This is a genomic window from Rhizobium sp. BK538 (assembly GCF_014197575.1).
Lineage (GTDB): Bacteria > Pseudomonadota > Alphaproteobacteria > Rhizobiales > Rhizobiaceae > Rhizobium.
Genome location: NZ_JACIFT010000007.1, coordinates 230,025 through 254,749, shown reverse-complemented (window position 1 = coordinate 254,749; position 24,725 = coordinate 230,025). Strand labels below are relative to the sequence as shown.

Here is a 24,725-nt window from a genome sequence, read left to right as displayed (position 1 = left end):
CGACCGACGTTATCTTCGCATGCCGCATACGGAGCGCGGCATGGTCGTTGGTCTTTTCGGTGGTTCCTTCAATCCGCCGCATGACGGACATGCGCTGGTTGCCGAAATCGCGATCAAGCGGCTTGGCCTCGATCAACTGTGGTGGATTGTTACCCCCGGCAATCCGCTCAAGGATCGGCGCCATCTCTTGCCACTTGCCGAACGCATCGCGCTGAGCGAGCGGCTTGCCCGCCATCCCTTAGTCAAGGTCACGGCGTTCGAGCACGATTTCGCGACGAGCTTTACGGCAAACACGTTGGCTCGCGTCAAGGCGCGAAATCCGCATGTCCATTTTATCTGGATCATGGGGGCGGACAGCCTGAAGACTTTCCATCAGTGGCAACACTGGCAGGACATCGTCAACACATTTCCGATTGCCGTTATCGACCGCCCAGGCTCCACCCTGTCGCTTTTGTCATCGAAGATGGCAAGGACGTTTGATTTCGCTCGCATCGACGAGGACGATTCGCGCGCGCTCTGGAAGCGGCGGGCGCCAGCCTGGACCTTCATACACGGTCCGCGCTCCGGCCTAAGCTCGACTGCCATCCGCGCCACGAACGGCGCTCTGAAATAGTTCGATTTTTCCGGGTTTGACAAATGAAAAGCCCGACGGGGGAGGAGATCCGTCGGGCTTTGTAAACTTGATCGACAACTGGGAGGAGGAGTGCTGCCGATCCATATCCAACGGCTTTGGGAGGAGGAGATCGCCGTTCGATGAGTGTGTTGTACCATAGTAACCGGATTTTTGAACCGGTTTCATTGCATTGCAGCAATGCATTGAAAGCATGGCTATGCGAGGCGACCGGTATCATCCTGCCCAATTATTTCGCAGTTTCGGGGATTTCTGTCGAGATCCCAAACCTTTGGGGAATCTTCCCCTAAAATCATGGGGTCATTTTTGCAAATTTGGGAGCCGAAGGCGTTTAGACATGCAGTTCACGAATGTGTGAAGTCTGAAGTTGACCAGTGATCCGAGGGGTTATGCTTGTTGAAATATAGCGCTAGCCAAGGTGCTGGCGACGTTATATTTCTACAAATATTTCGAAACTCGGGAGGTATCATGCACAGTCGCCGCCAATGGATCAAATTCGCTGCCGCCGCCTTTTCGGCCGCTTTTCTGGGCGTTGCCGCAACACCTGCCGCAGCTGCGGAGAAGGTCACCGTTTTCGCGGCGGCCAGCCTAAAGAACGCGCTCGATGCAGCGAATGCTGCTTGGGCGAAGGAGGGCGGCAAGGAGACTGTTGCCTCGTACGCTGCGAGCTCGGCGCTTGCTAAACAGATCGAAGGCGGCGCACCGGCGGACATCTTCATCTCCGCCGACCTGGACTGGATGGACTATCTTGCGAAGAAGAATCTGATCAAGGCCGACAGCCGGTCCAATCTGTTGGGTAACAAGATCGTGCTTGTCGCAGCTAAGGATGACGCCAAACCGGTCGAGATCACGAAGGGCTTTGACCTTGCGACTTTGCTCGGTGATGGCAAGCTCGCCATGGGTGAGGTGAAGTCGGTTCCGGCTGGTAAGTACGGCAAGGCTGCGCTTGAAGCGCTTGGCGTGTGGCCCTCGGTTGAAGCCAAGGTCGCCGGCGCTGAAAGCGTTCGTGCCGCGCTTGCGTTGGTATCGCGCGGCGAGGCTCCCTATGGCATCGTCTATCAGACCGATGCCTCCGCGGACGCGGGCGTTGCCGTCGTCGGCACCTTCCCGGCGGATTCGCATCCTCCGATCATTTATCCGATCGCCATTCTCTCCGAGAGCAAGAATCCGGATGCCGCGACCTACCTGGAATTCCTGAAGTCGGAGAAAGCCGCTCATTTCTTTACCGAGGAGGGCTTCACCATATTGAAATGATTGCGATTTTTCGCATGAAAGCATAGCCTGAGAGGGCCCGTTCGAACGGGCCTTCTATTTTTGGAGAGACTGGCTTGGACGCACTCGGCCTGAGCAATGATGAATGGACGGCAATCTTGCTCAGTCTGCGCGTGTCAGTGGTCGCGATGCTGGCAAGTTTGCCATTCGGTATCGGAGTCGCCCTGTTGCTGGCGCGCGGACGGTTTTGGGGTAAGTCGATCCTGAATGGTGTCGTTCACCTGCCGCTGATCCTTCCGCCTGTCGTCACAGGCTTCATTTTGCTGATCCTCTTTGGGCGGCGCGGACCGATCGGCAGTTTTCTCGACCAGTATTTTGGCATCGTCTTTTCGTTTCGCTGGACAGGTGCAGCACTCGCCTGCGCGGTCATGGCCTTTCCCCTGATGGTGCGTAGCATCCGGCTCTCGATCGAAGCGGTCGATCGAAAACTGGAGGAGGCAGCCGGCACACTGGGAGCCAGCCCGCTCTGGGTTTTCATGACGATTACGTTGCCGCTGACACTGCCCGGGATCATCGCCGGAATGATCCTTTCCTTCGCCAAGGCGATGGGGGAATTCGGGGCAACCATCACGTTCGTCTCCAACATCCCTGGGGAAACACAGACCATTTCTTCGGCGATCTACTCCTTTACGCAGGTGCCGGGCGGTGACGCCGGCGCCCTGCGGTTGACGCTCGTCGCGGTCGCCATCTCGATGGTCGCGTTGCTAGCGTCGGAATTGTTGTCGCGCATCGCGGGACGGAGGATTGATCCGGAATGACGCTTGTCGTGAAAGCAAAGCAGCGGCTTGGCACCTTCGCCCTTGATACCGACTTCACTTCTGAGCGTGGGATCACTGCTCTTTTCGGTCGTTCGGGCTCCGGCAAGACATCGATGATCCGTATCATTGCCGGGTTGGCGCGGCCTGACAGTGGGCAAGTGATCCTGGACGGCGACGTCATGACCGATACCGACCGGCGGATCTTTGTCGCCAAGCATCGCCGAAGATTCGGCTATGTCTTCCAGGAGGCGCGGTTGTTTCCGCACCTCAGTGTCCGTCATAATCTTCTATATGGTGGGTGGTTTACCAAAGCGGCCGGTCCGGCGCAGAACCTGGATCGAATTGTCGCGCTGCTCGGCATAGAAAACCTGCTCGAGCGCCGACCGGAAAAGCTCTCTGGTGGCGAGAAGCAACGCGTGGCAATTGGCCGGGCCCTGCTCTCGGCTCCCCGCCTCTTGTTGATGGACGAACCCCTCGCTGCGTTGGATGATGCCCGAAAAGCGGAAGTCATGCCCTACCTCGAGCGGTTGCGCGACGAGATGGATATTCCGATCGTCTATGTCAGCCACTCGATCGCCGAGGTGGCGCGCCTCGCCAACCAGGTCGTGGTCATGCGGGATGGCAAGGTGGAGGCGGTCGGCTCAGCCGTGGATGTGCTGAACCACTCGCCTGCCTCGTTCGAGCGGCGTGATGCGGGTGCACTCCTCGAGGGAAAGGTCGAAAGCGTCGATGCGCTGCATCGCATTGCGACGATTACGCTGAAATCAACGCAGCTTCATGTCCCGGGCGCGGCGCTCACACCCGGGAAGGTGGTTCGGGTCCGGATCCCCTCTCGCGACGTGATGCTCGCAATGAGAAGGCCCGAGGCGCTGAGCGCGCTGAACGTGCTTGAAGGCACTGTTCGGGACATGACGCAGGCAGATGACGCCACGATCGATGTGCTCGTCGATTGCGGTGGGGATATCATTCTCTCACGGATCACGAGTTTTTCGGCAGAGCGGCTGGGCGTGCGCATTGGGGTGTTTGTCTTTGCCGTCATAAAAACCGTCGCGCTCGAACAGTGATCAACGATCGGTTTGCGGCGATCGGTTGGCCTCCAGCCAGGCCAGATCCTCCGCAAGGGTGAACTTCACCATCCGCTCCATCTTTCGGAAGCGGGCAAGGAGTTCATCACCGAACGGCGTGAGCGCTGCACCCCCGCCTTTCTGGCCACCGCGCTGGGATTCGACCACGGGGTCCCGGAACATCCGGTTCATATCGCTGACAAGCAACCAGGCACGACGATAGGACATGTCCATCGCTCTGCCTGCGGCGGAAATCGATCCCGTTTCCCTGATATGTTCGAGCAGTTCCATCTTGCCGCGCCCGAGACGGTCCTCATGAGGAAAGCTGATGCGGAGGATAGGAATGAGCGTGTCTTCGGCGGGGCTTTTCATAGGACGGATCTTTGCGGTCGGAACGGAACTTACTTTACGTGCGGTGATAGGGACTGTACACAGCGGGCCACATACGCACTCCTCCGTTCAACAATGGTTTGTGATCAAGACGGACATTCACGCTTTGTGATTGCACGCGTCTTGAAACGTTAATGGTTTGGTGCCTATCTTAACTATGATTTGGTCACCAAATCAGTGATGTGCATGTTTTGTCATTCCGAGAAAGGGAAAGCACTGACAACAGTACACGCCAAGGGAAAAACGCTTGCCGTTGTCCCGAAGAGCCCGGAACGTGGCGCTGATGCTGCCGCCCGCGCCCTGCACGCCGTCCTCACAAGTCTTGAGGACTCTAAGGCTGAAGATATCGTCACCATCGACATTGCTGGAAAATCGGCACTGGGAGACTTCATGGTCGTCGTCTCCGGGCGCTCGAACAGGCATGTCATGGCGATCTCCGACCACCTTCTGACTGATCTCAAAGACGAGGGCCTTGGAAGCGCCCGTGTCGAAGGTCAGGAAGGCGGCGATTGGATCCTGATCGACACCGGCGATGTCATCGTCCATGTCTTCCGTCCCGAGATACGCGAGTTCTACAACATCGAAAAGATGTGGGCCGCGCCTGATATGGACGAAGAAACAGTGCACTAACAGGCTGCCTGGACGCTGTGTCCGGCACCTGAGAGACGGCATTTTATTGGCCGGATGATCGAACCCGGCCGGCGGCATGTGTGTGCCGCCCTGTGCCGAACTGCGGGAGCGGATAATGCGTGTTGGTCTTTTTGCAGTGGGGCGGCTGAAGTCTGGCCCGGAGAAGGATCTTGCGGCCCGCTATTTCGATCGTTTTGCCAAGGCCGGTCCTGCGGTCGGCCTCGAATTTTCCCGCGTGGCCGAAGTTGCTGAAAGTCGTGCGTCGAACGCCGATACCCGTAAGCGCGACGAAGCGGCGATGCTCCAGAAGTCGCTTGCGGACGGAAGCGTTCTCATTCTGTTGGATGAGCGGGGCAAGGCGCTGGATAGCGAAGGGTTTGCCACTCTCCTGGGAAACTATCGCGATCAGGGCAAACGCGAATTGGTGATCGTCATCGGCGGCGCAGATGGTCTCGATCCTTCGTTATACAACCTTGCCGACGCCACGCTTTGCCTCGGCAAGATGACGTGGCCGCACCAATTGGTTCGCACGCTGATCGCTGAGCAGCTGTACCGAGCTGTTACGATCCTTTCGGGCCATCCCTATCATCGAGTTTGATGGGCACTGCTTCTCACGCAGGCGTATCCGTCGTGGTGCGCGCGGCCCCTCAATCGATCTGGCAAAGAATGCCAAATCAGCTTAATCTCCACGCGATTTGAAAGGATTTCGAAGCTCGTATGCCGACACGTGCGTTCAAGCAAAAATACGTCATTCTGTCGGCTTTGGCCGCAGGCTTGAGCGTGTCTTTGGCGGCAGTTGCGAACCGCCCCTTTGCCGTCAGTGCCTTTGCGCGGGATGCGTCGGAAGCTGTGCAGATGACACCGGTCGAGGCGCCTCCTGCGACAACTGCCACGGTTGCCCAGGAACGGCCCGATCCGGCAGCGAATCTGGCGAGGAAGCGGGAAGAGACGCGCGCTGAACTCGAAGCCTTGTCGAAGACGATTGACCTTTCCTCCGACAAAGTTGCCGAGCTTCAGAAAAGCATTGCGGAGCTCGACAAGAGTACCAGCAGCGTTCGTCAGGCGCTGATCGATTCAGCGACGCGGCGCAAGTCGCTCGAGAAACAGATACTGGAGAGCGAAAAGAAGCTAGCCGATCTGGGGGTAAAGGAAGACGCGGTTCGCCGGTCGCTGCATGAACGGCGCGGCCTGCTGGCCGAGGTGTTGGGGGCCTTGCAGCGCATGGGCCGCAATCCGCCACCTGCGCTGCTCGTCACGCCGGATGATGCGCTTGCTTCGGTGCGGAGCGCAATCCTGCTTGGCGCGGTGGTTCCCGGCATCCGCAAGGAAACCGACAAGCTTGCCGCTGATCTCACCAACCTTTCTTCACTGCAGGCGGCAAGTGCTGCGGAGAAGTCCAGCTTCGCCGCAACGATGACGAATAGCATCGAGGAAGAGCGCCGGATGGACTTGCTTCTTGCCGAAAACGAGAAGCTGAGCCGCAGCAGCACCGCGGAACTGGATGCGGAGAAGAAGCGCTCGGAAGATCTTGCCAGCAAGGCAACAAGCTTGGAGGGGCTGGTCGCATCGATGGAAACCGAAATCGCATCGGTTCGCGAAGCCGCCGCCGCCGCCCGCCAGGCCGAGGAGAACCGCAAGCTTCTGACCGACGAGCAGCGCGCCCAGGCTAGGGTTCTCGCAGAGAGCGGCGTGCCTGATAAAAACCGCATTGCGCCCGCATATCCTTTTGGAGAATTGAAGGCGAAGCTGGAATTGCCTGTGGCTGGCGATATCCTGCGCCAGTTCGGCGATGCTGACGGAACCGGCCATGGGGCGATGGGAATGACGCTTGCCACCAATCCGGAAACGGTGGTTACCGCTCCCGCAGACGCGCTTGTTGTCTATGCGGGTGCATTCCGCAGCTACGGCCAGATGATCATCCTCGACGCCGGCGACGGCTACCACCTTGTCATCTCTGGAATGGAGACGATTAGCGCACGTCAGGGCAAGTTCGTTTTCGCCGGCGAGCCGCTTGCCGCCATGGGTGCAAAAAGAGTGGCGAGCGCGACTGCATTGGCGCTGGAAACCAACCGTCCAACGCTTTACATTGAATTTCGAAAAGATGGAAAGCCGGTCGATTCCCGACCATGGTGGACCGCTAAAGACACTGGAAAGGCACGCAATGATTCGTAGGGCTTCTCTTGTTCTGGTCGGCGCATTGATGGGTGCGACCGCGATGAGCGTCATCTATTCGGCGGGTGTGCCTGCGGAAGCAGCCGGAGCCTCCACTTACAAGGAGCTTTCCGTTTTTGGTGACGTGTTTGAGCGTGTGCGCGCGCAGTATGTGACGCCGCCGGCCGAGGACAAACTCATCGAAAACGCCATCAATGGCATGCTTTCTTCGCTGGATCCGCATTCGAGCTACATGAATGCCAAGGATGCAGCCGATATGCAGACCCAGACCAAGGGTGAATTCGGCGGCCTCGGCATCGAGGTCACCATGGAAGACGAGCTTGTCAAGGTCATCACGCCGATCGACGACACGCCTGCAGCCAAGGCCGGCGTTCTTGCTGGTGATTACATCTCCGAGATCGACGGTCAGTCTGTTCGCGGCCTGAAGCTGGAAGACGCCGTCGAAAAGATGCGCGGTCCGGTCAATACGCCGATCAAGCTGACGCTGATCCGCAAGGGTGCCGACAAGCCGATTCAGCTGACGATTGTCCGCGATGTCGTCGCGGTCCAGGCCGTGAAGTCGCGCGTCGAGGATGATGTCGGCTATCTGCGCGTCATCTCCTTTACCGAAAAGACCTACCCGGATCTCGAGAAGGCGATCGAGAAGATCAAGAAGACGGTTCCGGCCGATAAGCTGAAGGGCTATGTGCTCGACCTGCGTCTGAACCCGGGCGGTCTGCTCGATCAGGCAATCCAGGTTTCGGATGCGCTGCTGCAGCGTGGCGAGGTGGTGTCCACCCGCGGCCGCAATCCGGATGAGACCCGCCGTTTCAACGCTGGTCCGGGTGACCTGACGGACGGCAAGCCGGTGATAGTGCTAATCAACGGCGGTTCGGCATCGGCCTCGGAAATTGTTGCTGGCGCGTTGCAGGACCTGCGTCGTGCGACTGTTCTCGGTACGCGTTCGTTCGGCAAGGGCTCGGTCCAGACGATCATCCCGCTCGGCGAAAACGGCGCGCTGCGACTGACGACCGCGCTTTACTACACGCCGTCGGGCCGCTCCATTCAGGGCACGGGCATCACGCCTGATATCAAGGTCGAGGAGCCGCTGCCGGATGATCTGAAGGGCAAGATGGTCACGGAAGGTGAGTCGAGCCTGCGCGGGCACATCAAGGGTCAGAGCGAGACGGATGAAGGCTCCGGTTCGGTTGCCTATATTCCGCCGGATCCGAAGGACGACGTCCAGCTCAACTACGCGCTTGATCTGCTTCGCGGCAAGAAGACCGACCCGGCCTTCCCGCCCAATCCGGACAAGGCCGTCAGCGCCAAGTAATTGCAATATGAGGCGTCAGGCCGGATGGTATGTCCGGCCCGACGCCTTTTTGCTGTCCTGATTCTGAAGCGGAAAAGAAGTTTGAATACCGATCTGCACGCCCCTCTGGGACAGAACCGAAAGGCCAAGCGCCAGCGGCCGGGAATTCTGCGCACGGGGCGTGTCGTCGCCGGGATTTGCCTCGTTCTGATCGGGGCGTCGTCGCTCTATACGGCGTTTCGCGGTGATGGGCTGAAGCGGGAGACACCGCCGGCGCAGGACCAGACGGCTGCGCCTCCGTCCGACACCGTTCAGGATCAGGTGGCGTCGCAGACTTCGTCCGCTGCCGCTCCGAATGGTATGGTGCCATCCGATCCGAGATCGGGCGCAAATGTGGAGCGGATGGTCACCGGCGACGGATCTGTCGTCACGAAATACTCTCCCAGACAACGCGACGGAAATGGACCGGTGTTGGTCGATGCCTCGCAGGTCGGGCAGGATCCACGGATGGCGGCGCTACCGAATGATGCTCTCCTGGAAGACACCCCATTGGGACGGCTGCCGGTCGTCGGGCCGGACGGACGTCGCCCGATGGACCAGTATGCGCGACCATGGTCCGGCGCTCATGGAACACGCATCGCGATCGTCGTCAGCGGTCTCGGGCTTAGCCAGACGGGCACGCAGCGGGCTATCCAGCAACTACCGGAGGAGGTCACCTTCGCCTTTGCCGCCAGCGGCAACAGCTTGCAGCGTTGGATGCAGGAAGCGCGCCGCAATGGCCACGAAATCCTGTTGCAGGTTCCGTTTGAGCCATTTGATTATCCGGCAAACGATCCGGGGCCAGACACGCTGCTAACGTCAACGTCGCTTGCGAAGAATATCGAAAACCTGCACAGGGCGATGGGCGAGATCACCAATTATACGGGCATCATGAACTACCAGGGTGGGCGCTTCCTTTCCGATCCCAACGCCATGGAACCGGTCATGCGCGATATCGGAAAGCGCGGGCTGCTGTTCCTTGATGACGGAACGTCGGCCCAGTCCAAGACCGCGGTGATCGCAAAGGGAACGGAACTGCCCTATGCCTTCGCAGATGTGCAGTTGGACAAGCAGCTTGACGTGAACACCATCATCCAGAAACTGGACGAACTGGAACGCGTCGCAAAGCGCAACGGCCAGGCGATCGGCGTTGCCGCCGCCTTCGATGAGAGCATTGATGCCATTGCGCAATGGACGCAGGAAGCTGCAATGCGAGGTATTGAGATTGTCGGCGTTGCGGCACTGGCGAATGATCCAAAAAGACCTTGAATAGAGAGAGCCGATGAGCAAGCCGATCGTCAACGCCAAGGACCTGCCGTATCGCCCCTGCGTCGGCGTCATGATTCTCAACCGCCAGGGCCTCGTATGGGCAGGGCGACGGATTCAGGAAGAAAATTCAGAGTATGACGGATCGCCGCAGCTTTGGCAGATGCCGCAGGGTGGCATCGACAAGGGCGAGGATCCGCTTGAGGCGGCGTACCGCGAGCTTTACGAGGAGACGGGCATTCGCACCGTGACGCTGCTCGCCGAGGCCCGGAATTGGATCAACTATGATTTGCCGCCCCAGCTGATCGGCATCGGATTGAAGGGCAAGTTCCGCGGCCAGACGCAGCGCTGGTTCGCGTTCCGCTTCGATGGTGACGAGAGCGAGATCGCGATCAATCCGCCGCCCGGCGGCCATGCGCCGGAATTCGATGCCTGGGATTGGAAGCCGATGGAAAGCCTGCCGGGTCTCATCGTGCCCTTCAAGCGGGCCGTCTATGAGCAGGTGGTCGACGAGTTCAGGCACCTGGTTGGTTTGGGTGCCGCAGAGTAAATAACCGGCGGCCGAGGGCTGCCGGTCATGGCAATCGTTACTCGGCCTCGTTGGCGGAGTCGGCATTGAGCTGGCCGTACTTCGATTCGCCGATCTTGCCGAGCAGCTCCAGTTGTGTTTCGAGGAAGTCGATGTGACCTTCCTCGTCCGCCAGGAGCTCCTCGAAAAGCTTCATCGAGACATAATCGCCGGCCTCGTGACAGATGTCGCGCGATTTCTTGTAAGCAGTGCGCGCATCATATTCGCCCGCAAGATCGGCCTCCAGAACTTCTTTGACGTTCTGGCCGATGCGAAGCGGAGCAAGGGTCTGGAGGTTGGGATGACCTTCGAGGAAGATGATGCGTGCGACCAAGCGGTCGGCGTGATGCATTTCCTCAATAGATTCCGCCCGTTCCTTCTTGGCGAGCTTGGTGTAACCCCAGTCTTCAAGAAGTCGGTAATGGACCCAGTATTGGTTTACGGCGCCGAGTTCGAGAAAGAGGGCCTCGTTAAGCCGCTCGATGACTTTTTTGTCGCCTTTCAATGTCCGCTCTCCTGTTTTCCTCATGGAATGTTCTCAGGCGGGACATGAAATCAAATATTTCGGCTTCCGTCGAGTGGTGACGGGCGTGATATTCCTCGGTTGTCTGAATGATAATATCGACCACATTCGGGAAGCAGCCACAGCAGCGGCCCCGTTTTTCCATGGCGTGGTATACCTTTGCAGGCACGATAAGCTGCCAACAATCCTGCTCGAGAAGCTCGTTGATGACTTCCCGGATTTCGTGGTCAGTTATGTAATTGCAGCTGCAGACAAGCACGTCGTCATTCCAAACATGACATTCACTATCGTCTTTTCTGCAAAAGAAGACGGCAGGTGTCAAGAAAAAATCGAGTCATAGGGCAAGCCATTCGTCGCATATTGAAACGATAGAGGCTCTTCAGGTGTGCTGCGATGCAGCAGGTCACGACCTGATGAGCAGCGCCTGCTTTGATGTCGTAGACCCTGATTGCTGATGACGTACAGCGGATTCGAGCGCTTGACCGACAAGCGCCGGAATCTCGTCGAGGCTCTTTCAATGCCTGGTTTGTCGACGATCGAATGGGAGCCACTGAGAGCCGAAATTGCACCTCGCGAGGTCGATCTGTCTTGAAGTACCTGCTGGATACAAACGTCGTCTCCGAGCTGCGCAAAGTTGGAGACGGTAAAGCAGATGCCAATGTGACGAAGTGGGTCGGTGCGCAAGATTCCAATGACTTGTTCATTTCCGCGATTACGATCCTGGAAATTGAGCGCGGGACGCAATCACGAGCTGCCTCATCCTCGTTATCTCAAGTGGCACAGAGCGAACTGCTTAGGTTATCAAGGCGAGGGGTACCGTCACAGGGAAAGTCGCTCCTCGCATACCGTTTCGACGAGAGTTTGAAGAGCCTTCACGCGCTCGACCAGCCAAGCGAGCTCCTCGCTGGTGATTGTGTATTTCGACGAATATCGCGCTTCGACATAGGCCCGCGACAGCAACTCGAAGCAGCGTCGTGAAAACCGGCTGTCACGCGGCCAGGCGGCAATCAGCCGATTGTCGATCCCCTCGGCCTGAGAGCGAAGAACCTTCAGACGGTGAGACTTGGGACTGTAGAGCGTGAGTGTCAGCAGCGTACAGTGGTATAGCGCCTCTGTGGCTTGATGAAGCAAGAAAGCCTGTTGTTTTGGAAACGTCTCTCCGAGCGATCCTTGAGCTGCTAGGAAGCCGGCGGCATTCCTTGACCACTCCATGAAGTTGGAATTTGCTTCTCGCTGTCGCTCCTCCGCCATCAGTGGCTTCGGTTGCGCCAGCGGATGACCGGGCTCCTCGTAGAGGGGAATGCCGTCCCTGGCGATATCGACGAAGAAGGGGCGGCCGCGGGACAGCTGGGCGTTGACATCGGCCAGCGTGTGGATGATCGGCACGACCGGCGTTTCGATGCGGTGCGCGATCTGCTCCGTTAACAGCCGCTCCTCGATACCGTCCCAGAGCTCCTGCTCCTCGGCAAATGACTTGCTGTTGACGACGATCAAGAGATCGTAGTCGGAGCGATAGCCGCTCAAGTGATCCTCGATCCAGTCGCCGCGGCCATAGGATCCATAGAGCAGGACCATCAGGATCTTTCCGGCATGGCGCTTGGCCGACAGTTTGCCGGCCTGGAAGCGTTCGACCTCGGCAAACAGGATCTCGAGGATGCGCGCCAGTTCGCGCCGCTTCCGGTCCGGCAGGTGCTCGATATGGTCGGTCAGGGTCAAAGCCGCGTCAAAGCCTTCGGTCAGAATCGCATCCATCGTAGCGGTTCCATCGTGATTGCACACCAAATCCTTTTACGGGATTTTGTTCATGTGCACAATTAAAGGATGTGCTCATTGTACGATAAATTCGTAATGCGCCCACACGCAATGGCGGCCGCTTCAAAAAAACGATGATCGTGGTACTCGCCCGCAAGCTCTTGGTCGCGCTATGGAAATATGTGAGATCAGGCGTTGTCATCGAGGGCGCGGTCATGAAATCCGCCTAAACGACGACAATCCAACTGCAAAGCGATTCCAATCCCCAGCGCCTGATTGGCGCTGGCGGATCCAGGTGAACGGACCGTGGTCCTCAATGGCTGCGACAGCCTGGAACAAGACTGGTACCGTTTCCCTGAGCCCTTGCCGCCGCAAGCGGGATTGTGGTGCAGCCGTCCCAGAGCGGCGACCGTATGTGATGAGGTTGTACAGGCTCGCAAGCTGAGCCGGTAAAGTATGGGGCTCAGGCTTGGATTCAAAACGAGGAAGCCAAAATGCCGCCTTGATAGCCGTTGACCTCAAACTCCTCATGTGAGGAGGACCCGACCGCCTCGCGCGACGATATCGTTGACATCGCCCGGTCGCTGGCACGGCCGGGGCGGTCTGCTCTCAACAGGGTTGAGTAGCGACGCGATCGCAATGGCTCGCCGCGTATAGTCGGAGATATGATAGCGGCCATATCCTCATCCAAGAGTCATCTCGATCGTCATCTATCACTCCTCGTCTTGATACGAGGGGGCAGTTCTTTGCTTCGTTAGGGGGGCAGTTCTCCAATTCGGCAAAGGGGTCAATTCCTCGATTCGCTTGACACCGACTTTGTGCCCTCAATGAAAATTGCGACCTTTCGGCATGACTTGAGTTGTTTCTAGTGCTCCGACATGACTGCTTGAAATTAGCCTTTTCTCCATGACTGCCTTCTCAAGTGAGTTTGCGAGTTTCCTTTGGCGAGGATCCATCGTCGGATTGAGCGCTTCATCCGAACGATCACTAACGCCGAAACGACGGGCTTCCTTCTGCAGGATGCCAAGTGCGGGTGTCATATCCTCGATATGATCGACGACAGTGTGGATCACGCCGCTCTGGCTCTGAAGCTTGCCATATATCTTCACGAGCCGTGCTCCCATGACGATCGGGCGGTACTTCTCGAATACCTTCTTCCAGACAATGGCATTGGCAACGCCAGTCTCGTCTTCCAATGTCATGAAGATGACGCCCTTGGCTGAGCCCGGGCGTTGACGCACCAAAACCAGGCCGGCAATCGTCACCCTTCTTCCGTTCGGGATGGTAAGAAGATCGACATTCCGAACGACCCCGACTTTACGGAATTCATCTCGCAGGAATGAGACGGGATGGCCCTTCAAGGAGAGCGAAAGGTAGCGGTAGTCCTCGACGACCTGTTCACCAGCCAGCATTTCCGGCAGCTGTGTCTCAGGCTCGACTTGCAGATCGATGTGGCTCACCTGGTCGAACAAAGGGAGCTTTTCGGCAGCACTCTTCGCATCGAGTGCCCGTACGGCCCAGAGTGCCTCCCGTCGCGACAGTCTTATAGAATGAAAGGCATCTGCATCGGCAAGTCGTTCTATATCTGCCTTTTGCAGGCCTGAGCGCAGCCAGAGATCGCGGATCGAAGAATAACCCCTGCCTCTGTTGGCGACGAGCTGCTGTATGCTCACTTCCGAAAGGCCTTTTATCTGCCGAAAGCCAAGCCGAACGGCTCGCTTCGTCTGGATAACTTCCTGCATGGCGGCATGCCGGAAATCAACAGCACGCTTGTTGAATTCGGCCTCTTCCAGCAGACAATCCCAGTTCGATTCATTGATATCGACCGGCCTGATCACAACGCCATGCTCCCGGGCATCCCGGACGAGTTGTGCGGGAGCATAGAAGCCCATCGGCTGTGAGTTCAGCATCGCGGCACAGAACACGTCGGGATAGTAAGCTTTTACCCAGGAAGAGGCGTAGACGAGCAGAGCGAAAGAGGCGGCGTGGCTTTCCGGGAAACCGTATTCGCCAAAACCTTTGATCTGGTTGAAACATTGCTGGGCAAAATCGCGAGAGTACTTTTTCGCGACCATGCCTTCGATGAACCGCTTTTCGAAATTGCCGATGGTGCCTGTCCGTTTGAAGGTCGCCATGGCGCGCCTCAGCTGATCGGCTTCAGCCGGCTTAAATCCCGCCGCCGTGATTGCGATCTGCATCGCTTGTTCCTGGAAGAGCGGCACGCCGAGCGTTCGCTCCAGGACACTTTCCAACTCCTTGCTCGGATACTCTATTGGGATACCGCGATCCCTGTCCTCCCTTCGTTTCAGGTAGGGGTGGACCATGTCGCCTTGGATGGGGCCTGGCCGAACGATGGCGACTTCGATGACGAGGTCGTAGAATTTTTTGGGCTTCAGGCGCGGCAGCATACTCATTTGCGCCCGGCTCTCGATCTGGAAGACGCCAAGCGTGTCGGCCCGGCATATCATCTCGTAGACGGGCTCTTCGTCCTCATGCGTGTCGTTGCCGAGATCAGCGAGCGTCTTCTTGACGTCGTAATGCAGGAGAAGCAGATCGAATGCCCGCTTCAGCGCGGTCAGCATTCCAAGCGCCAGGATGTCGACCTTCAGGATCTTCAGATTGTCGAGGTCATCCTTGTCCCACTCGACCATGTAGCGTCCGGGCATTGCCGTCTTCATGATCGGAACGACTTCATCCAGCCTGTCCCTGGTGATGACGAAGCCGCCGACATGCTGGGTGAGGTGGCGGGGAAAACCAAGAAGCTCGGAAGCATACTTCAGCACGTTCTTGGTCATGGGATCGAAAATGTCGAGCCCGGCCGCTTTCGCCTCGCGCTCGGACAGCTTCTCTTCCGACCAACCCCAAACTAGGCTGCCGATCGCAGACTGAACATCTTCCGAGAGACCGAAGGCTTTTGAGACCTCGCGTCCTGCGGACCGGGTGCGGTAGGTCGTCACCCCTGCCGTCAGGCCGGCATGTTCCTTGCCATATTTCTCGTAGATATGCTGGATGACCTCTTCGCGCCTCTCGTGCTCGAAATCGACATCGATATCCGGCGGCTCATCGCGGTCCATCGAGAGGAAGCGATCGAAGAGCAGGGTGCTCTTCTCCGGATTGACCTCCGTTATCTCGAGGCAATAGCAAATGACCGAGTTTGCCGCGGAGCCGCGACCCTGACAGAGAATTTTCTTCTCATGTCGGGCATACTGGATGATCCGGTGGACCGTCAGGAAGTATGGTTCATACTGCTTCTGACGAACGAGGCTTAGCTCGTATTCGATGTTCTGCTGGACCTTCTCCGGTATGCCGCCGGGAAAGCGTTTTGCCGCGCCAGCCTTGGTAAGGCGCTCCAGGGTTTGATAAGGCGTTTCCCCCTCGTCATTCTCGGGGGGATAGTTGTGTTCCAGTTCATCGAGTGAAAAGGAAAGGCTGCCAAAGAACTTTCCCGTGTTCGTTACGGCGTGTGGGTAGTCTTTGAAGAGGCGCAGGATTTCGCCGCCATCCTTGAGATAGCGTTCGGCATTCGGCGCCAGAAGAAAGCCGGCTTCGGGAATGGCAACGTGTTCCCGGATCGACGTCACGATATCGGCGAGGGGGCGACGGGTGGTGTCGTGGTAGAGCGGCTGGTTGGTGGCGATCAGCGGGATGCGGTTGCGATCGGCCAGCATGGAGATGGTCGCGAACATGCGCTTGTCACGGCCGTCATAGGCGGGGACGAGCGCAATGTGGAATTTTTTCCGGAAGCGTTTTCTGAAGCGCTCCAGACAGGCTTCGAACGCTGCGTGATTGCCATCGGTAATGGACGGATCGGGAATGAGCGCGAGCATCATGTCGTCGCCCCATTCCATCAGATCCGCTTCCGTTAGAATGCATTTTCCCTTCTCGGTTCTTAGATTCCCGGTGCTCAGCAATCGGCAAAGATGCGCCCAGCCTCCGCGATCCTGCGGATAGGCAAGAATATCAGGCGTTCCATCTGAGAAGACCAGGCGGGCGCCCGGTTGAAAACGGATCGGATCGAGGATGACGTCATTCTTTTCATGCTCCTCCAGAAGCCCGGCCTTCATCCGCTCGAATTTCTTTCGGATCGCCTTAGACTGGGCATGCGCCCGGACAACGCCTGCAACCGAATTGCGGTCGGCGATGCCAAGCCCTCCAAACTTCAGAACCGCAGCGCGGACGACCATTTCCTCGGGCTTGGATGCACCCTCCAGAAACGAGAAATTGGTCTTGGCGCCGATCTCGAAGAAGGCAGGCATCAGGCGATGACTCCATGCATGTACCAGTTCTGCGTTGCGTCACGCTCATAATGGCCATGGCGATAAATCCAGAAGCGGCGTCCCTGATCGTCTTCGATACGGAAGTAGTCCCGATCCTCCGCATCTGATCCATCGAGCCACCATTCCATCGCCAGCCGTTCCGGTCCCTCGCTCTTCAGGACGCGATGCTGCATACGCCGCCAGTGAAAGCTGGCGGGTGCACCATCGGGAATTTCGATGGCAAAGGCGCCCATCGGTTCCGGCTTGCGAAGCAGCCGCACGGGCCGCTCGTTCCTGGCCGGTGGAGGATGTCCTTGCCGGATCTTCGGGGCGGATAGGTGATCGATTGCGGGTACGGCAATGACGGCTCTTTCCGGTACGTGGCTCTCTCGCAATTGGAAGGTCTGCAGGCAGTCTGCCCCGAGGCGGGCGGAAACCCTATCCACGAAGGCAGCAAGAGACGCATCCTTCTGCTGGCGATACTCGAAATCGCCTTGCGACGTCACGAAATCTTCGTGACGTCGCACGTTGAGGCGAAGGATTTCAAAACCGTAACCCGCGTCGAAATCGTCGTGGATTGCCTGCAGGCGTTCGGCAAAGAGAGCGGCGATGCGCTTGGGTTCCCTCAGGGGCTGCGCGGTCCCTGCCGAAATGCGGAACACCTTGCCGTCGACGCGAAACAAGACCAGTTCGAAGATGCGGCCCCCGACGCCACGGGCTTCCAGCGAGAGCTTCAGGGAGACGGCAATCTGACCGGTGAGCGCGAGGATATCGTCTTCCGCGCCGATCGGTTCGATCAGACGACGTTCGACCGAGAGGCTCGCAACTGGCAGCCGTGGAGATACCGGCTCTTCATCTGTCCCAAGCGCCTGATCGAGCCTCAAAAGCAAGGCTCCTCCGAAGCGGCGGGCAAGTGGGGCGCGTGGTGCGTCCAGTAGGTCGCCCACATATTTGAGCCCCATTTTATTCAGGGCGCCTACGGTTTCTTCTTCAAGGCGTAAAGCCGCGATCGGCAAAGGCGCCAGAACCTGCTCGGCCTTCCCGTGTTCGATGATCCCGCCTTGACCGAAACGGCTGACCGCCCAGGACAATCCCGGTGATGAAGAGACGGCACCGCGTGCATCAAGGCCCATCTGGAAAAGCCTTGCGAGAATATCCTTAAGAAGTGCCGTCTCGCCGCCGAACAGATGAGCACAGCCCGTGATGTCGAGAAACAGGCCATCCACGCCATCGAGAGCGACAAGCGGAGTATAGCGATCGCACCAATCGGCGATCGCTTCCAGGAAGCGTCGGTTGGCAACTAGGTCGTCCTCGATCACATCGAGCTTGGGATAGATGGCGCGGGCTTCGGCGACGCCCATATGCTTTCTGAGATTGAGAGCTTCTGCAGCCTCATCCAGCGCCGTCAGCCTCATGGTATTGTTGAGGCGACTGGAGCAGACGATCGGTGGTGCGTCAGGACGTCCGTGCGAACGCCAGGAGAGCCCCCATTTCTTTCTTGCGATCCGGTCGGTCGGGAGATGCGGAAAGTGGAGCGCCAGAATGCGCTGCGCGTTCGTCTGGAAGGCGAGGGTCGGCTGATTGGGAGACGGCGAAAAAACGGCGGTCATGAGGGTTCCACTCCAGTAAAAAGGAGAGGGGAGCCGGATTGCGGCTCTTCTCCAGGGTGAGATGAAAAACCGGGTTGCCGATGCTACCGCCCAGCATCGTACCATCCGGCAAGGGGCGCGCCTGTGCCGGCGCGGGTGCTGCAAGGAAGCGGAAATAAGCGCTACTGGCTTCTTCCTCTCCAGCCTGCCGCAGCAGGAAAAGCGGGCGTTTGGATGCCTTTGCCCGCAAGCTCAAACGACGGCTCTCCGTCAGGCCAAAGGGCTTCGGGTTGCCCCGGACCTCCAGGATCGTCGCAGGAAAGACGCCGCTTTCGACTGCCGCTTCCGCAAGCCAAAGGGCATCCTCAAGCTTGCGCGGACTGGCATAGAAGAACTGGTCCGGCTTCAGGCCGAAATCCCGCAACCCCACGGCGTAGGGCTCTCCCGCCTCCATCGTGCAAACCGTATCGGCGATCCACAGGATCGGTAGCGGCACATTGTGGCTCTCTTCGGCCTGACGTTGCAGCATGGCAGCAAGTGCCAGCACAAAGCCGCTGCCAGCACCGGCTTCCCGCAAGAGATCGGAGCGAATCTCGGTAATCCCGTCGAGCGGCAAGCCGCCATCGATCGCCTCGTCGAGCGCGGGTATTCCGAGGGGAAGACGCAATATGTCTTCGTTTTTTCCAGCGGCGGGGCCGTCATTTTCACCCAAGGCCTGGCTTTCCGCTGCAGCCAAGGCCGGCGCGGGCTTTCCTTCGAGCTTTGCAATGGTTTCGCGGAGTGCAAAAAGCCGCTCGCGCGTCACGGCCGGCTGTGCCATGACGTTCTCCAACTTTCAAATGTTCCTGTTATGTTCTTATGGATTCCAGAGCTGGGCGAAAGAGTCAACAGGCATTTGATGTGAATTTATTCCTGCCTTTGATTCCGCTCTCGAAAATCGTGCGTAAAGGTTCTATATGGGCCGCAAAGGAAGGAATATTCATGGCCCGCATAGACCAGAGCGAGAATTGGCGGGATCGCCACGCGCCGACGATCAGCACTTTCGAGTCGTTGGCGATGGAGGCATATAGCCACCTGCCGGAAGAATTCCGCTCACTGACCACCAATCTGACGATCGAGATCGAGGACTTCCCTGACGACGACGTATTCGAGGACATGGCGCTGGAAACGCCATTCGACCTTCTCGGCCTCTTCGAAGGCCGAGGAATCTCGGAGCGCTTCACGATGGAAACCGGCGAATTGCCGAACCGCATCCGCCTCTACCGGCGGCCGATTCTCGACTACTGGGCCGAGAACGACGAGACGCTGGGTGATATCATCACTCACGTCCTCATCCACGAGATCGGCCACCATTTCGGTCTCAGCGACGACGATATGGAGCGGATCGAGGCGAGCGCCGAAGAGGCGGCCGAACGCTAAGCTCGCGCTTACTGTTCGGACAGTTTCATGTCCGGATGGTAGTCCTTGCCTTCGACTTCCTTGACGATCGCCTGAGCACACATCACTTGGCCGGTCTGGGTGTTGAAGGTCAGCGACGGCGAGCCGTTCAACGACCAGCCCTTGTTGAGGGCGGCGCTCACGCGGTGACAGAAAGCGGCATCATCCTGGCCGGTCAGAAGGCGATATAGCTTCATCTAAAGTCGTCTTTCACTTCGCCGTTTGGCGTTCTGCAATCAGACGGGCTTTATGAACCAGACTTTCCGCCTGGACAAGATGCAGCCGCTCAATCATCCGACCATTGGCATTGATGATATTCAGGCCTTCGGCAGCAGGGTCGGCAAAGGCGGCGATGATCGCCTCCGCCTCGGCAATTGCCGCTTCGTCCAGGCCGAAATGCCGGTTGGCAGCTTCGATCTGAGCCGGGTGGATCAGCATCTTGCCGTCGAAGCCCATGGCGCGGGCATGCGCGCATTCGGCATCGAAGGCATCGGCATCCTTGAAATCGTTGAAGACGCTGTCGATCGCATCAAGGCCATAGGCACGCACGGCCAGGATCACCTGCATCAGCCAGGGCACGAGATAGGTGCGACCCGGCTGCGGCAGGACACCGGTCTCCTTGCGCAGGTCGTTGAGGCCGACGACGAAACAATCAAGCCTTGAGCCCGGTGTGCGCCCGGCCTCGGCGATCGCCGCCGCGTTCAGAATGCCGCGGGGCGTTTCGATCATCGCCCAGATGCGCAGGCTTTCCGGCGCGTCGGCATCGGCGAGCTGGTCGCTGACGGACATCACATCCTGAGGCTCGTCCACTTTCGGCAGGAGTACGGCATCCGGCTCCAATGCCAAGACCAGCTCCATGTCCGCATTGCCGAAGGTGGAACCAAGCGCATTGATGCGGATGATCCGCTCCTTATTCACAAGGGGAGCCCCGGAAAAAAAAGCCTTCAGATTCTCGCGGGCTTCCGCCTTTCGTTCCGGTGCCACCGAGTCCTCAAGATCGAAGATGACGGCATCGCAATCCAGCGCATGGGTCTTTTCCAGGGCGCGTGCATTAATGGCCGGAACGCTCAGCACCGAACGGCGAAGATTCAAGGAACGAGTCGGAGAATTGCGGGTCATCACAAATGTGTGCCAAGCTTTGTGACAGGTGGCAAGACAACAAAAAGCCATGCTCACCTTGCAGAGAAGGAAAAGAAGGACCACATTCCTTTCCGAAGAAAGGTCTAAAACTCATGCAAAGCATTCGTTCCGTCTTCCTCTTGCTTGCAGGCATCACCGCCTTCGTTGCGCTGGCGCTCGTCACCTTTTCCGTGACGCTCGCAGTCGGCGGTATTCTGACGGTGCTTATGGTTGGCCGCGCGCTTTCGTTGAAGATGAAACCTGCCCCGGTCCGCGCCTCCGCCAAGACCAAGCCTCATTCCGGCGAGAACATGCGCATCTGGAATGACGGCCGCGGCACGATCATCGATCTCTGACGGGTGGATACTTTTCCAGAAAAATTTCGGCATCGCTGTCGGCTCGACTGATCTTCCCGCGTCTTTGAAAGGCCAGGGCTTCTGCCCGAACCAAATCAAACGATGGAGGACAGTATGGATACCACAACGGAAACCGGCGTGGCGAAGATGCCGCCGGTCAAGAATGGCTTGCTGCCATATGTCACGGTCGATGGTGCGTTGAAGGCCGCGGAATTCTACAAGCGTGCTTTTGGCGCCGAGGAGGCGTTTGTCGTCCCTCCGGACGAAAACGGGCGGACGATGCATGTCCACCTCTACATCAACGGAAGCTCGTTGATGCTATGCGATGCCTATCCCGAGCATGGCCATCCCTTCGAGAAGCATCAGGGCTTCACCCTTCAGCTTGTTATCGATGATATCGATTTCTGGTGGGATCGCGCCGTTGCCGCTGGCGCGGAGGTGATCCTGCCCGTCCAACTGATGTTCTGGGGTGATCGATATGGCCAGCTTCGCGACCCGTTCGGGGTTCTTTGGGCGATGAATGCGCTAGCGAATGCAAATTGATCTCACGATGACCATGGATGGCTGCGCGTCGAATCCGCGCGCGGCCGCACCTGCGATGTAAATTTTTCTTCATTTCGGTCGAAATCTGGACTAAACGCTGATCAACAAAACTACGTCTGCTGACATTGGAGCCAGGCCATGGACAAATTCGTAAAGCTGACGGGCGTCGCTGCCCCTCTGCCGGTTGTCAATATCGATACCGACATGATCATTCCGAAGGATTACCTGAAGACGATCAAACGCACGGGTCTTGGCAAGGGTCTTTTCGCCGAAGCCCGTTACAATGAAGACGGCTCTCCGAACCAGGATTTCGTGCTGAACAAGCCGGCCTATCAGAATGCGAAGATCCTCGTTGCCGGCGACAATTTCGGTTGCGGCTCCTCGCGCGAGCATGCGCCGTGGGCGCTTCTCGACTTCGGCATCCGTTGCGTCATCTCGACCAGTTTCGCCGACATCTTCTACAATAACTGTTTCAAGAACGGCATTCTGCCGATCAAGGTCAGCCAGGAAAACCTCGACAAGCTGATGGACGACGCCTCGCGCGGCTCCAACGCGATCCTGACAGTCGACCTGGAAAACCTCGAGATCACCGGTCCTGACGGCGGTTCGATCAAGTTCGATCTCGACGAATTCAAGCGTCACTGCCTGCTGAACGGCCTCGACGACATCGGCCTGACGCTCGAAAAGGGCGCGGCGATCGACAGTTTCGAAGCCAAGAATGCTGCATCCCATCCCTGGGCTGCGTAAGTTTTACAAAACATAGCATTGGTCAAGCCGGGCTTTTTGCCCGGCTTTTTCTTTGGCCGGCTTACAGAAAGCGCTCTTTCCAGGCCTTCAGCTTCTCCAGTGAAACGCCGATGCCGCCGCAGACTTCGATCAGCGGATTGTTGAAGCGAGCGAGAATGTCGGCATCTACGTCGGCCACCGCAAGTGCAGCTCCGCAAGCGGGCTCGACCAGAATGCGATAGGTGTCGGCGAACTTCAGGCAGGCGGCGACAGCCTGCGCATCGGTCACCGTGACGCTCTCTATCGGATGATGCCTCGGCAGGTCGAAGACATGCTGGGCCACCTGGCGCGCACCGAGCGAGCTGGCGATGGAGGTAATCGCCGGCAAGGTGATGCGCTCTCCTGCAGCAAGACTTGCATGAAGCGAAGCGGCTCCTTCGGTCTCTACGGCAATGACAGGCACATCGGACAAGCCGTTTCGCTTGAGACCGGCAACAATGCCCGCGAGCAAACCGCCGCCGCCGACGCTGGCGATGACGCAATCGAAGTCGGCACCTTTTGCGAGAGCCTCATCGATCAATGTGCCGTGCCCTTCCCACAGAAGCGGATGGTCGAACGGGTGCACATAGGCTGCCTTCCTGGCATTCGCGTGCTCGATCGCAAAGGCGTTGGCTTCATCGAATACCGTTCCGTGCACGAGAACCGTGGCGCCGGTTGCCTCGATCGATTGACGCACTTCCGCCGACGTCGTCTCCGGAACGACGATCGTCACCGGAATGCCGAGCGCCCGTCCGGCATAAGCGGCAGCGATCCCGGCATTGCCGCCGGAGGCGCAGAAGATCTCGCGGGCGCCGTTCTCGATCTCATGCTGGCAAAGCCGACCGATACCACGAAGCTTGAAGCTTCCAGAGGGCTGCAGCGCATCGAGCTTCAGCCATAGCGGCTTGTTGCTCGCGCTGTAGTCGGCTGACGTGCGGAAAAGCGGAGTGTCGAGATGCAGGGGTGCAGATGGCAGCATGGTGGTATCCGATGAGGTGGCGATAGAGGTTCTCCTTGTGGACCCGCATGCGCCGATCGGTCAACGCGAGATGTTGGCAGTAATTCCGCAACCGTACCGAATCGACCTCCCGCTCGCTTGAAATGCCGTTTTTGCGGGTCTAAGAAGCCGCAACTTGTTTTTCCGCGGAGGATTTCATGACAGCGCGCAATCTTTTACTGCTGCCGGGCGACGGCATCGGCCCAGAAGCCATGGGTGAGGTCCGCAAGATCATTGCCTATATGAACGAGGCAACGAATGCCGGCTTCGTCACGGACGAAGGTCTGGTCGGTGGCAGCGCCTATGACGCGCATGGTGCTGCGATCTCCGAAGCTGACATGCAGAAGGCGCTTGCAGCGGACGCCGTTCTCTTCGGTGCCGTCGGCGGCCCGAAGTGGGATAGTGTTCCCTATGAAGTGCGTCCGGAAGCTGGTCTTCTGCGCCTGCGCAAGGACCTGCAGCTGTTTGCGAACCTGCGCCCGGCCATCTGCTATCCGGCGCTTGCATCGGCTTCCTCGTTGAAGCCGGAGCTCGTCGAAGGCCTCGACATCCTCATCATTCGCGAGCTGACTGGCGGCGTCTACTTCGGCGAGCCGAAGGAGATCATCGACCTCGGTAACGGCCAGAAGCGTGGCATCGACACGCAGGTCTATGACACCTACGAGATCGAGCGGATCGCCGGTGTTGCCTTCGAGATGGCACGCACCCGCCAGAACCGCGTCTGCTCGATGGAAAAGCGCAACGTTATGAAATCCGGCGTGCTCTGGAACCAGGTCGTGACGGAAACGCACAAGGCCAAGTATTCCGACGTCCAGCTTGAGCATATGCTGGCCGACGCCGGCGGCATGCAGCTGGTTCGCCAGCCGAAGCAGTTTGACGTCATCGTCACAGACAATCTGTTCGGCGACATGCTTTCCGACGTTGCCGCCATGTTGACCGGCTCGCTCGGCATGTTGCCCTCCGCCTCGCTCGGTGCGCCGGATGCAAAGACCGGCAAGCGCAAGGCGCTCTACGAGCCGGTGCATGGCTCGGCCCCCGACATCGCCGGTAAGGGCATTGCTAATCCGATCGCGATGATCGCTTCCTTCGCCATGTGCCTGCGCTATTCCTTCAACCTGGTGACGGAAGCCGACAACCTGGAAAAGGCGATCGCTAACGTGCTCGACAAGGGCATCCGCACTGGCGACATCATGGCAGAAGGCTGCAAAAAGGTCGGCACGACGGAGATGGGCGACGCGATCCTCGCCGAGTTCAAGGCGCTTTCTGCCTGATATTTCACGTGAAACACGTTTCTGGCCCTCCGCATC

25 protein-coding genes and 3 pseudogenes are annotated in these 24,725 nt (G+C 58.4%); 18 read left to right on the top strand and 10 right to left on the bottom strand.

Annotated features, from left to right (window positions below; genetic code table 11):
- Nucleotides 1-19 precede the first annotated feature (19 nt).
- The 4 genes from FHX09_RS11215 to modC all read left to right on the top strand — a co-directional run bounded on the left by FHX09_RS11215 (nt 20) and on the right by modC (nt 3,725).
- Complete coding sequence (locus FHX09_RS11215; protein ID WP_210294156.1) at nt 20-613, top strand: nicotinate-nucleotide adenylyltransferase; 594 nt, start codon at nt 20-22, stop codon at nt 611-613.
- Nucleotides 614-1,099: 486 nt separating this feature from the next.
- A complete protein-coding gene (gene modA, locus FHX09_RS11210) occupies nt 1,100-1,885 on the top strand; it encodes a molybdate ABC transporter substrate-binding protein (RefSeq protein ID WP_007791006.1) in 786 nt (261 codons plus the stop codon).
- Between the two features lie 74 nt (nt 1,886-1,959).
- Nucleotides 1,960-2,661, top strand: a complete 702-nt coding sequence (gene modB / locus FHX09_RS11205; protein ID WP_007791010.1) for a molybdate ABC transporter permease subunit — start codon at nt 1,960-1,962, stop codon at nt 2,659-2,661.
- Nucleotides 2,658-3,725: a molybdenum ABC transporter ATP-binding protein gene (modC, locus tag FHX09_RS11200; RefSeq protein WP_132588685.1), complete on the top strand. Its 1,068-nt coding sequence runs from the start codon at nt 2,658-2,660 to the stop codon at nt 3,723-3,725. Before modB ends, modC begins: the two co-directional genes overlap by 4 nt.
- Here the strand turns inward: modC and FHX09_RS11195 are convergent, their stop codons facing one another.
- Nucleotides 3,726-4,097, bottom strand: coding sequence for a winged helix-turn-helix domain-containing protein (locus FHX09_RS11195; RefSeq protein ID WP_007791015.1), 372 nt, complete (start codon nt 4,095-4,097; stop codon nt 3,726-3,728).
- 204 nt (nt 4,098-4,301) lie between these two features.
- Here FHX09_RS11195 and rsfS point away from each other — a divergent pair, with 204 nt between their 5' ends.
- From rsfS to FHX09_RS11165, 6 genes are all read left to right on the top strand, one after another.
- On the top strand, nt 4,302-4,745 hold the full coding sequence (gene rsfS, locus FHX09_RS11190; protein ID WP_007791018.1) for a ribosome silencing factor: 444 nt from the start codon (nt 4,302-4,304) through the stop codon (nt 4,743-4,745).
- Nucleotides 4,746-4,860: 115 nt separating this feature from the next.
- Nucleotides 4,861-5,343 carry a 23S rRNA (pseudouridine(1915)-N(3))-methyltransferase RlmH gene (gene rlmH, locus FHX09_RS11185; RefSeq protein ID WP_007791021.1) on the top strand — a complete coding sequence of 161 codons (483 nt, stop codon included), beginning with the start codon at nt 4,861-4,863 and terminating at the stop codon, nt 5,341-5,343.
- Nucleotides 5,344-5,462: 119 nt separating this feature from the next.
- Nucleotides 5,463-6,917 (top strand): murein hydrolase activator EnvC, encoded by a 1,455-nt coding sequence (locus FHX09_RS11180; protein WP_132588684.1) that lies wholly within the window; start codon nt 5,463-5,465, stop codon nt 6,915-6,917.
- A complete protein-coding gene (locus FHX09_RS11175) occupies nt 6,907-8,229 on the top strand; it encodes a S41 family peptidase (RefSeq protein ID WP_007791027.1) in 1,323 nt (440 codons plus the stop codon). Before FHX09_RS11180 ends, FHX09_RS11175 begins: the two co-directional genes overlap by 11 nt.
- An 81-nt stretch (nt 8,230-8,310) precedes the next feature.
- Entirely contained in the window at nt 8,311-9,516 is a 1,206-nt protein-coding gene (locus FHX09_RS11170) for a divergent polysaccharide deacetylase family protein (RefSeq protein WP_183719780.1), read from the top strand.
- A gap of 13 nt (nt 9,517-9,529) precedes the next feature.
- A complete protein-coding gene (locus FHX09_RS11165) occupies nt 9,530-10,063 on the top strand; it encodes an RNA pyrophosphohydrolase (protein ID WP_184449952.1) in 534 nt (177 codons plus the stop codon).
- A gap of 37 nt (nt 10,064-10,100) precedes the next feature.
- Here FHX09_RS11165 and bfr read toward each other — a convergent pair whose 3' ends face one another.
- Both bfr and FHX09_RS29790 read right to left on the bottom strand, forming a co-directional pair.
- Complete coding sequence (bfr, locus tag FHX09_RS11160; protein WP_007528518.1) at nt 10,101-10,586, bottom strand: bacterioferritin; 486 nt, start codon at nt 10,584-10,586, stop codon at nt 10,101-10,103.
- Entirely contained in the window at nt 10,552-10,926 is a 375-nt protein-coding gene (locus FHX09_RS29790; RefSeq protein ID WP_081499037.1) for a (2Fe-2S)-binding protein, read from the bottom strand. Before FHX09_RS29790 ends, bfr begins: the two co-directional genes overlap by 35 nt.
- 126 nt (nt 10,927-11,052) lie before the next feature.
- On the opposite strand from FHX09_RS29790, the pseudogene FHX09_RS29785 reads away from it, so the two are divergent.
- Nucleotides 11,053-11,196, top strand: a pseudogene (locus FHX09_RS29785) (type II toxin-antitoxin system Phd/YefM family antitoxin); the annotation flags it as partial.
- Nucleotides 11,193-11,342: pseudogene (locus FHX09_RS29780) on the top strand (VapC toxin family PIN domain ribonuclease); the annotation flags it as partial. The pseudogenes FHX09_RS29785 and FHX09_RS29780, both read left to right, overlap by 4 nt.
- Before the next feature lie 81 nt (nt 11,343-11,423).
- On the opposite strand, the gene FHX09_RS11150 reads toward FHX09_RS29780, so the two are convergent.
- Nucleotides 11,424-12,356, bottom strand: a complete 933-nt coding sequence (locus FHX09_RS11150; protein WP_132588680.1) for a HEPN domain-containing protein — start codon at nt 12,354-12,356, stop codon at nt 11,424-11,426.
- Between the two features lie 110 nt (nt 12,357-12,466).
- On the opposite strand from FHX09_RS11150, the pseudogene FHX09_RS11145 reads away from it, so the two are divergent.
- Nucleotides 12,467-12,586 (top strand): annotated as a pseudogene (locus FHX09_RS11145) (IS110 family transposase); the annotation flags it as partial.
- Nucleotides 12,587-13,180: 594 nt separating this feature from the next.
- Here FHX09_RS11145 and FHX09_RS11140 read toward each other — a convergent pair.
- From FHX09_RS11140 to FHX09_RS29775, 3 genes are read right to left on the bottom strand one after another with little or no spacing between them, the layout of a single operon-like run.
- Nucleotides 13,181-16,612: an error-prone DNA polymerase gene (locus FHX09_RS11140; RefSeq protein ID WP_184449948.1), complete on the bottom strand. Its 3,432-nt coding sequence runs from the start codon at nt 16,610-16,612 to the stop codon at nt 13,181-13,183.
- Complete coding sequence (locus FHX09_RS11135; RefSeq protein WP_274533080.1) at nt 16,612-18,057, bottom strand: DNA polymerase Y family protein; 1,446 nt, start codon at nt 18,055-18,057, stop codon at nt 16,612-16,614. Before FHX09_RS11135 ends, FHX09_RS11140 begins: the two co-directional genes overlap by 1 nt.
- 10 nt (nt 18,058-18,067) lie before the next feature.
- Nucleotides 18,068-19,021, bottom strand: a complete 954-nt coding sequence (locus FHX09_RS29775) for a hypothetical protein (RefSeq protein WP_246699418.1) — start codon at nt 19,019-19,021, stop codon at nt 18,068-18,070.
- Nucleotides 19,022-19,182: 161 nt separating this feature from the next.
- Between FHX09_RS29775 and FHX09_RS11130 the strand changes: the two genes are divergently transcribed.
- The gene (locus FHX09_RS11130) at nt 19,183-19,620 is read left to right on the top strand and encodes a metallopeptidase family protein (RefSeq protein WP_007794777.1); all 438 of its coding nucleotides are present in this window, start codon (nt 19,183-19,185) and stop codon (nt 19,618-19,620) included.
- 8 nt (nt 19,621-19,628) lie between these two features.
- On the opposite strand, the gene FHX09_RS11125 is transcribed toward FHX09_RS11130, so the two are convergent.
- Both FHX09_RS11125 and FHX09_RS11120 read right to left on the bottom strand, forming a co-directional pair.
- Nucleotides 19,629-19,835 (bottom strand): DUF1737 domain-containing protein, encoded by a 207-nt coding sequence (locus FHX09_RS11125; protein ID WP_132588678.1) that lies wholly within the window; start codon nt 19,833-19,835, stop codon nt 19,629-19,631.
- A gap of 13 nt (nt 19,836-19,848) precedes the next feature.
- Nucleotides 19,849-20,757 carry a CoA ester lyase gene (locus FHX09_RS11120; protein WP_184449946.1) on the bottom strand — a complete coding sequence of 303 codons (909 nt, stop codon included), beginning with the start codon at nt 20,755-20,757 and terminating at the stop codon, nt 19,849-19,851.
- A 113-nt stretch (nt 20,758-20,870) separates the two neighbouring features.
- Here FHX09_RS11120 and FHX09_RS11115 point away from each other — a divergent pair, with 113 nt between their 5' ends.
- The 3 genes from FHX09_RS11115 to leuD all read left to right on the top strand — a co-directional run bounded on the left by FHX09_RS11115 (nt 20,871) and on the right by leuD (nt 22,403).
- Nucleotides 20,871-21,113 carry a hypothetical protein gene (locus tag FHX09_RS11115; protein WP_007794770.1) on the top strand — a complete coding sequence of 81 codons (243 nt, stop codon included), beginning with the start codon at nt 20,871-20,873 and terminating at the stop codon, nt 21,111-21,113.
- 114 nt (nt 21,114-21,227) lie between these two features.
- Nucleotides 21,228-21,656, top strand: a complete 429-nt coding sequence (locus FHX09_RS11110; RefSeq protein ID WP_184449944.1) for a VOC family protein — start codon at nt 21,228-21,230, stop codon at nt 21,654-21,656.
- A gap of 138 nt (nt 21,657-21,794) precedes the next feature.
- Complete coding sequence (gene leuD, locus FHX09_RS11105) at nt 21,795-22,403, top strand: 3-isopropylmalate dehydratase small subunit (RefSeq protein ID WP_007794765.1); 609 nt, start codon at nt 21,795-21,797, stop codon at nt 22,401-22,403.
- 61 nt (nt 22,404-22,464) lie between these two features.
- On the opposite strand, the gene FHX09_RS11100 is transcribed toward leuD, so the two are convergent.
- Complete coding sequence (locus tag FHX09_RS11100) at nt 22,465-23,397, bottom strand: pyridoxal-phosphate dependent enzyme (protein ID WP_132588711.1); 933 nt, start codon at nt 23,395-23,397, stop codon at nt 22,465-22,467.
- Between the two features lie 179 nt (nt 23,398-23,576).
- Here FHX09_RS11100 and leuB point away from each other — a divergent pair, with 179 nt between their 5' ends.
- The gene (gene leuB / locus FHX09_RS11095) at nt 23,577-24,689 is read left to right on the top strand and encodes a 3-isopropylmalate dehydrogenase (protein ID WP_007794759.1); all 1,113 of its coding nucleotides are present in this window, start codon (nt 23,577-23,579) and stop codon (nt 24,687-24,689) included.
- The last annotated feature ends 36 nt before the right edge of the window (nt 24,690-24,725 follow it).

Excerpts from the sequence above, each read along its gene's own strand:
- leuB (WP_007794759.1), top strand. The coding sequence starts at position 23,577 with ATGACAGCGCGCAATCTTTTACTGCTGCCGGGCGACGGCATCGGCCCA.
- FHX09_RS11120 (WP_184449946.1), bottom strand. The coding sequence starts at position 20,757 with ATGACCCGCAATTCTCCGACTCGTTCCTTGAATCTTCGCCGTTCGGTG.
- FHX09_RS11180 (WP_132588684.1), top strand. The coding sequence starts at position 5,463 with ATGCCGACACGTGCGTTCAAGCAAAAATACGTCATTCTGTCGGCTTTG.
- modA (WP_007791006.1), top strand. The coding sequence starts at position 1,100 with ATGCACAGTCGCCGCCAATGGATCAAATTCGCTGCCGCCGCCTTTTCG.
- FHX09_RS11125 (WP_132588678.1), bottom strand. The coding sequence starts at position 19,835 with ATGAAGCTATATCGCCTTCTGACCGGCCAGGATGATGCCGCTTTCTGT.
- FHX09_RS11195 (WP_007791015.1), bottom strand. The coding sequence starts at position 4,097 with ATGAAAAGCCCCGCCGAAGACACGCTCATTCCTATCCTCCGCATCAGC.
- FHX09_RS11165 (WP_184449952.1), top strand. The coding sequence starts at position 9,530 with ATGAGCAAGCCGATCGTCAACGCCAAGGACCTGCCGTATCGCCCCTGC.
- rlmH (WP_007791021.1), top strand. The coding sequence starts at position 4,861 with ATGCGTGTTGGTCTTTTTGCAGTGGGGCGGCTGAAGTCTGGCCCGGAG.
- FHX09_RS11215 (WP_210294156.1), top strand. The coding sequence starts at position 20 with ATGCCGCATACGGAGCGCGGCATGGTCGTTGGTCTTTTCGGTGGTTCC.
- FHX09_RS11115 (WP_007794770.1), top strand. The coding sequence starts at position 20,871 with ATGCAAAGCATTCGTTCCGTCTTCCTCTTGCTTGCAGGCATCACCGCC.
- FHX09_RS11130 (WP_007794777.1), top strand. The coding sequence starts at position 19,183 with ATGGCCCGCATAGACCAGAGCGAGAATTGGCGGGATCGCCACGCGCCG.
- FHX09_RS11140 (WP_184449948.1), bottom strand. The coding sequence starts at position 16,612 with ATGCCTGCCTTCTTCGAGATCGGCGCCAAGACCAATTTCTCGTTTCTG.
- FHX09_RS11150 (WP_132588680.1), bottom strand. The coding sequence starts at position 12,356 with ATGGATGCGATTCTGACCGAAGGCTTTGACGCGGCTTTGACCCTGACC.
- leuD (WP_007794765.1), top strand. The coding sequence starts at position 21,795 with ATGGACAAATTCGTAAAGCTGACGGGCGTCGCTGCCCCTCTGCCGGTT.
- FHX09_RS29775 (WP_246699418.1), bottom strand. The coding sequence starts at position 19,021 with ATGGCACAGCCGGCCGTGACGCGCGAGCGGCTTTTTGCACTCCGCGAA.
- rsfS (WP_007791018.1), top strand. The coding sequence starts at position 4,302 with ATGTTTTGTCATTCCGAGAAAGGGAAAGCACTGACAACAGTACACGCC.
- FHX09_RS11110 (WP_184449944.1), top strand. The coding sequence starts at position 21,228 with ATGGATACCACAACGGAAACCGGCGTGGCGAAGATGCCGCCGGTCAAG.
- modC (WP_132588685.1), top strand. The coding sequence starts at position 2,658 with ATGACGCTTGTCGTGAAAGCAAAGCAGCGGCTTGGCACCTTCGCCCTT.
- FHX09_RS11175 (WP_007791027.1), top strand. The coding sequence starts at position 6,907 with ATGATTCGTAGGGCTTCTCTTGTTCTGGTCGGCGCATTGATGGGTGCG.